Below are 5,245 nucleotides of genomic sequence, written 5' to 3'. Positions count from 1 at the left end.
TCGACCTCGGCGGCTTCGTAGACGTCAGAGGAGATGGTTTGCAGTCCAGCCATGTACAGGATCATGTTGTAACCGAAGTAACGCCAGAACACCAGGAGGCAGACCAGAGGTTTGGTGTATTCCTTTTCGTAGAGCCACTTGATGTAGTTTTCGCCGGTTTTGTCAGGGATGAGCCAGTCGAAGAGGGGGAACTGGTTGAGGTAGAGCAGGAACTGGTTGATGGCTCCGCTGCGCTCACTGAACAGCACGGTGATCACCAGGGAGATGGCGACGGTGGAGGTGATGTAGGGGACGAGGAAAGCAGCGGTGTAGAAGTGCTTGAGGCGTTTGACCTGGGTGTGGAGGACGTAAGCGAGGGGGATGGCGACGAAGTGCTGTGGGAGGCCAGAGACGATGGCGATCCAGAAGGTGTTGTAGATGGATTTGAAGAACTCGGGTTCGGTGAAGATGAACTGGAAGTTGCTGAGTCCGACCCATTTGAAGCTGGTGATGCTGGAGGCGGAGTCCCACTGTCCGAAGGCAAGCATGAGGGAGAAAACGATGGGGAGGAGGCCGAAAATGGCGAAGGAGATAAAAAAGGGACTGGCGAAAACATAGGGTGCTGCGGCAAGGTTGAATTTGCTCCAGCTCCATTTCTTGTGTTCTACGTTTGTTTTGGTGGTGGTGGTCATGAAACTCCTCTGACGTTGGGGAAAAGAGGAAAAAGGGAAAGCCCGAAAATCAGGCTTTCCCCATGTTGGAATCAGTTTCCGCGCTTGACGCGACGCTCAACAGCGGTCTGGGCTTCGTCCAGAGCGGCTTTGATGTCGGCACCATCGTTCAGCACTTTGTTGATGGCGGCGGTGAAAGCGTCCAGAGCCACCTGATCAAATTTGTTGGCGTCAATGGCTTTGGTTTTGTTGGCGGCATTCACCCACAGGGGACGGGCTTTCTGGTTGCCCAGGAAGGCCACGGGTTGGGTGAAAATGGGGTCTTTTTGCACAGCTTTGACCGAAGGCAGGGCACTGATGGCTTTGAAGGAGCTGAGCTGGGCTTCTTTGGTCAGGCCGAAGAACTTGATGAATTCCCAGGCCAGAGCTTTGTTTTTGCTCTGTTTGGGGATGGCCATGAAACTGCCGCCCCAGGTGGCGTAGTTCTTGCCGGGCAGGTCAGCAGCGCGCCATTTGCCTGCGGTCTCGGGAACCATGCTGCGCATGGTGCCTTCGAACCATGCACCAAAAGGTTGGGTGGCAACTTTGCCTTTGGAGAGGGCATCGGTCCACTCGGGGCTCCACTCACCGATGTTCATGTCCAGCTTCAGGTCGCGGGCTTTCTTGGCCAGAGTGAGTCCCGTGACAAAGCGGGCGCTGTTCAGGACAGGGTTGCCTTTGGCATCGAAGTAGAGGTTCTCACCAGCAGGAATGTTGGCACGCACATAGGTCTGGGCAATGAAACCCGCGTTGTGGAGCAGGTAAGCGCCGGTTTTGTCTTTGATTTTCTTGCCAGCGTCGATGTAGCTGTCCCAGCTCTTGGTCAGGGCAGAGGTGGTCACTCCGGCTTTTTTGAGGATGTCATCGCGGTAGAACAGGGTGCCGGGGGCAATGTCCACAGGGAACACGAACATGCCTCCGTCGGGGTTGGTGGCCTGCGCCCACGCATATGCGGTGATCTGGTTCTGGTATTGCTTGGCGTTGTAGGGGGCTTTGGTGAGGTCTTCCAGACCGCCGGACTCACCGAAACGGGCCACATAGCCGATTTCCACGCAGGCCACGTCACCAGCACCGTTGCCAGAGGCGAGGGCGGTGGTCAGTCCGTTGTGGTGGTCGCCATAGTTGAGGGCGTTGATTTTGATGTCCACGTCGGGGTTGGCTTTTTTGAAGAGGGGAACAGCGGCTTCAACAGACTCGTTGAGGTTGGTGAAGCAGGTGATGGTGAGGGTTTCTTTGGCGAAGGCGACACTGCCAAGGGCAAGAACGGCGAGCAGACCAAGGGCTTTTTTCATGCTTTCCTCCGGATGTTCTCTGGGTGTTGCGTCCTCTGGCGGAATGGGAAAGAGAGTGGGGACAACAAAGGGCTTGGGGGGTTGCCAGTCAAGGTGGCCTGTGGCGTGAAAGCGATTTCAGTGTGGTGCCACAGGGCCATGGGGTGCACCTGCAAAACGCAGACACATGAAGCCTGTGAAGGTGCTGTTTTCGACCTCCCTTTCAACTGTTATGGCTTTTGTTTGCGTTAACTATAATCCTGCTTGCTCTGAACTGTCAATGGAGAATCAGGATTCTGGACCCGGTTCTGAAAAATTTTGAAAATTTTCATGCAGGGACAACATCGAATTGTTCGTTCAGAACGAAGTGTTTCATGATTTGCAAAGCATCAAACTGGACAACTTTAAGCCTTTCAAGGGTTTTCAATCCCCATTTAAAGAGGCACTTCATGGCTTTTGGTGTACACTGTTGTTACCAATTAACAAGAATATGGTTAGCGCTATCCAAAAGATGGGCCTCACCATTTCAGCGTTCTGCACGGTTTTCTTGGTATTGCAGGCATCTGGTGCAATTTTCTTCACACCATCAACAACAACACGTGAAGCTCTGGTGGTTTTGAAAAGCATCTGACATGTTTCAGCGCGGGTTTCAGCAGGTTGCAAAAGGCTTTCAGAACCCCTCCTCTGAAAACCACAGGAAAGGACCTCCATGAGCAAAAAAGTCACCATTGAAACTGTGGCAAAATTGGCCGATGTCTCGATCAGCAGCGTTTCACGGGTGATCAACGGCAGTGCGCGGGTCTCCAGAGAAAAACAAAAGCGCATCGAAGCGGCCCTGAACCAGCTCGGGTACCGCTCGCAGTTGATCGCCAACGAGAAACACAAAAGCAAACTCCAGTGCATCGGCGTGCTGTTGCAAGACCTGACCAGCAACTACTACACCAATGCCATTCTGGGCATCGAACACGCCCTGCGGAAAAGTGGCTTCTATCCGGTGTTCATCAGTGGACACTGGGACTCGGGAACCGAACAGGAGGCCATCGAAGTGCTGCTGGAACGGCACATGGCCGGGATTCTGGTGATCGGAGGCCACCTGCCAGATGGGCACCTGCGCACCCTTGCCAGACAACTTCCGACCGTGATTCTGGACCGTCACGTCAAAGGGCTTGAAAAGCAGTGCCTGACCATGAACAACGTGCTGGGCGGATACCTTGCCACCCAGCACCTGATCCGACTGGGCCACCAGCACATCGCCCACATCACCGGAGACCTGAGAACCCTCGATGCCCGAGACCGCCTGCAAGGCTACCGTCAGGCCCTGCTGGAAGCCGATTTGCCGTTCAACCCCAATCTGGTGGTGGAAGGCAACTTCAATGAACCCACCGGACTGATGGCCATGGAATTGCTGTTCAGCAGGGGCCGAAACTTCACATCGGTTTTCGTGTCCAACGACCAGATGGCCCTGGGGGTGAGGCTTGCCCTGTTCCGACGCGGCATCCGGGTTCCAGAGGACGTTTCTCTGGTCGGCTTCGATGACATCCGGGGGGTGGATTACATGTCACCTCCCCTGACCACCATCAAACACCCCATTTATGAGATGGTGCAGGCCGCCATCAACCACCTGATTGAGATGCTGGGATCCACCCAACCCCGACAGATGCCCCGGTTTGATCCGTCTCTGGTGGTCCGGGAATCCACACGCATGCTGTTCACACAAACGCGGAACGACACCACCCACTGAGACGTGCAAAAAGAGAGCCAGCATTTGCATTCTGCTGGCTCTCTTTTTGAGGTTCTCAGGACAGGGTGGCCATCAACAGAAAAGCCAGCGTGAGCATCAGGCCCAGAAAAGCCAGAGAGCCGAGGTAGGGGTTCAGTTTTTGCAAACGGTTTCTCATGTTCACACCATCCTTCATTTGGCTGCACGGTCTGCCAACACACCGCTGGAGATCATCTGAGAGAACATCAGGTTCATGCCTTTGATGCCTCTGGCTTTTGACCACAGGTCACGGTCAAAGACGTACACGCGGTTGTTTTTCACGGCTTTGAGGCTCTGGTACAGGGGGTCTTTTTTCCAGCCGTCCAGAGGGGTGGTTTCCCCTTCGGTTTTCAGGAACACCAGGGTGTCCGCATTTGTGGCAACCAGATTCTCAAGGGTCACGGTGTACTGGCTCTCCCCTTTCTGGGGTTTGGCGGCGTTCACCCGGCCCATCTTCTGAAAAAGGCTGCCAATGAAGCTTTCTGTGGAGTGCACCGTCACCCCGGCCTGACTGGACAGCACCATCACCATCAGGGGACCGGCTTTTTTGCTGGTGTAGGCTCTGGCTTTGTTGAGCATGCGGTTGTGGTCAGCAAGCACACTCTGGGCTTTTTGTTCTTTTCCCAGAATTTGCCCAATGGTTTTGAATTGCCCGAGGATGTCGTTGTAGTCTCCACGGTAGGAATTCAGCACCACGGTGGGGGCAATTTTGGAAAGCTGGCCATAAATGGCTTTGTGACGCTCGGTGTCTGCGATGATCAAATCTGGCTTGAGGGCCATGATTTTTTCCAGATTGGGCTGTGCTCGGGTGCCCACCACCTGCACGTTTTTCAGGAAAGGATCGAGGTACGCCAAGTTTTTCCCACCTTCCTGCGCCACCCCCACAGGTTTCACCCCGAGTTGGATCAGGGCGTCGGTGAAACTGTGTTCCAGCGTGACGATGCGTTTGGGGGTTTTGTCGATCTCGGTGGTGCCAAGGTCGTGTTTCACGCCAATGGCCTGTGCGCCAGACAGCATCAGCAAAACGGTCAGGGGGAATCTCATGCACTGCTCCTTACATTAATCCGAGTGGATTAGTCGGTTTTAGGTTAACACCAATGGGCAGCAATGGCAAGGGGACATTTGGGGTCAAAAGAGGCTTCAGGGTTGGTGAAGGGGCTCTGGGCGTGTCTTTATCTTGACAACGTGCGTTTGAGGGTTCTGCCGTTGGGCGAGGCATCTTGTGTAGAACGCGGGAGCGTGGGTTGTCTTGCCCTGACTACGCGCTCACGGGGCGGCCCGTTTCGCGCTGGGCGCTGGTTCCTCTGCCCGGTCGCCCCTACAACATGTGTCTGAGATTCCTGCCGTTGGGCGAGGCATGCCTCGCCCCTACAATCGTTGTTTAAGGTTCCTGCCATTGGGCGCAGCACGCTTCTTGTGCAGAACAGTTCACCGCGTATTGGTGAACTTGCACGCTGCGCCCCTACGTTAGGGACAACAGTTCTGCCTTCTGCCTTCTGCCTTCTGCCTTCTGCCTTCTGCCTTCT

The 5,245-nt window shown here is 54.8% G+C and carries 4 protein-coding genes; 1 reads left to right on the top strand and 3 read right to left on the bottom strand.

Annotation, left to right across the window (positions count from 1 at the left end):
- Both Q371_RS15790 and Q371_RS15785 read right to left on the bottom strand, forming a co-directional pair.
- Positions 1 to 671: carbohydrate ABC transporter permease (locus Q371_RS15790; protein ID WP_034341999.1), on the bottom strand; the 671-nt coding region annotated here is incomplete at its 3' end.
- Between the two features lie 71 nt (positions 672 to 742).
- Positions 743 to 1,981, bottom strand: a complete 1,239-nt coding sequence (locus Q371_RS15785; RefSeq protein ID WP_034341998.1) for an extracellular solute-binding protein — start codon at positions 1,979 to 1,981, stop codon at positions 743 to 745.
- A gap of 688 nt (positions 1,982 to 2,669) precedes the next feature.
- Here Q371_RS15785 and Q371_RS15775 point away from each other — a divergent pair.
- Positions 2,670 to 3,701 (top strand): LacI family DNA-binding transcriptional regulator, encoded by a 1,032-nt coding sequence (locus Q371_RS15775; protein ID WP_034341996.1) that lies wholly within the window; start codon positions 2,670 to 2,672, stop codon positions 3,699 to 3,701.
- Between the two features lie 171 nt (positions 3,702 to 3,872).
- On the opposite strand, the gene Q371_RS15770 is transcribed toward Q371_RS15775, so the two are convergent.
- Complete coding sequence (locus tag Q371_RS15770; RefSeq protein WP_034341995.1) at positions 3,873 to 4,763, bottom strand: ABC transporter substrate-binding protein; 891 nt, start codon at positions 4,761 to 4,763, stop codon at positions 3,873 to 3,875.
- Between the last annotated feature and the right edge of the window lie 482 nt (positions 4,764 to 5,245).

The organism is Deinococcus misasensis DSM 22328 (assembly GCF_000745915.1).
In the GTDB taxonomy this organism is placed as follows: Bacteria; Deinococcota; Deinococci; order Deinococcales; family Deinococcaceae; genus Deinococcus_C; species Deinococcus_C misasensis.
The sequence above is the reverse complement of the archived record's forward strand: the minus strand, read 5'-3'. Positions and strand labels throughout refer to the sequence as shown.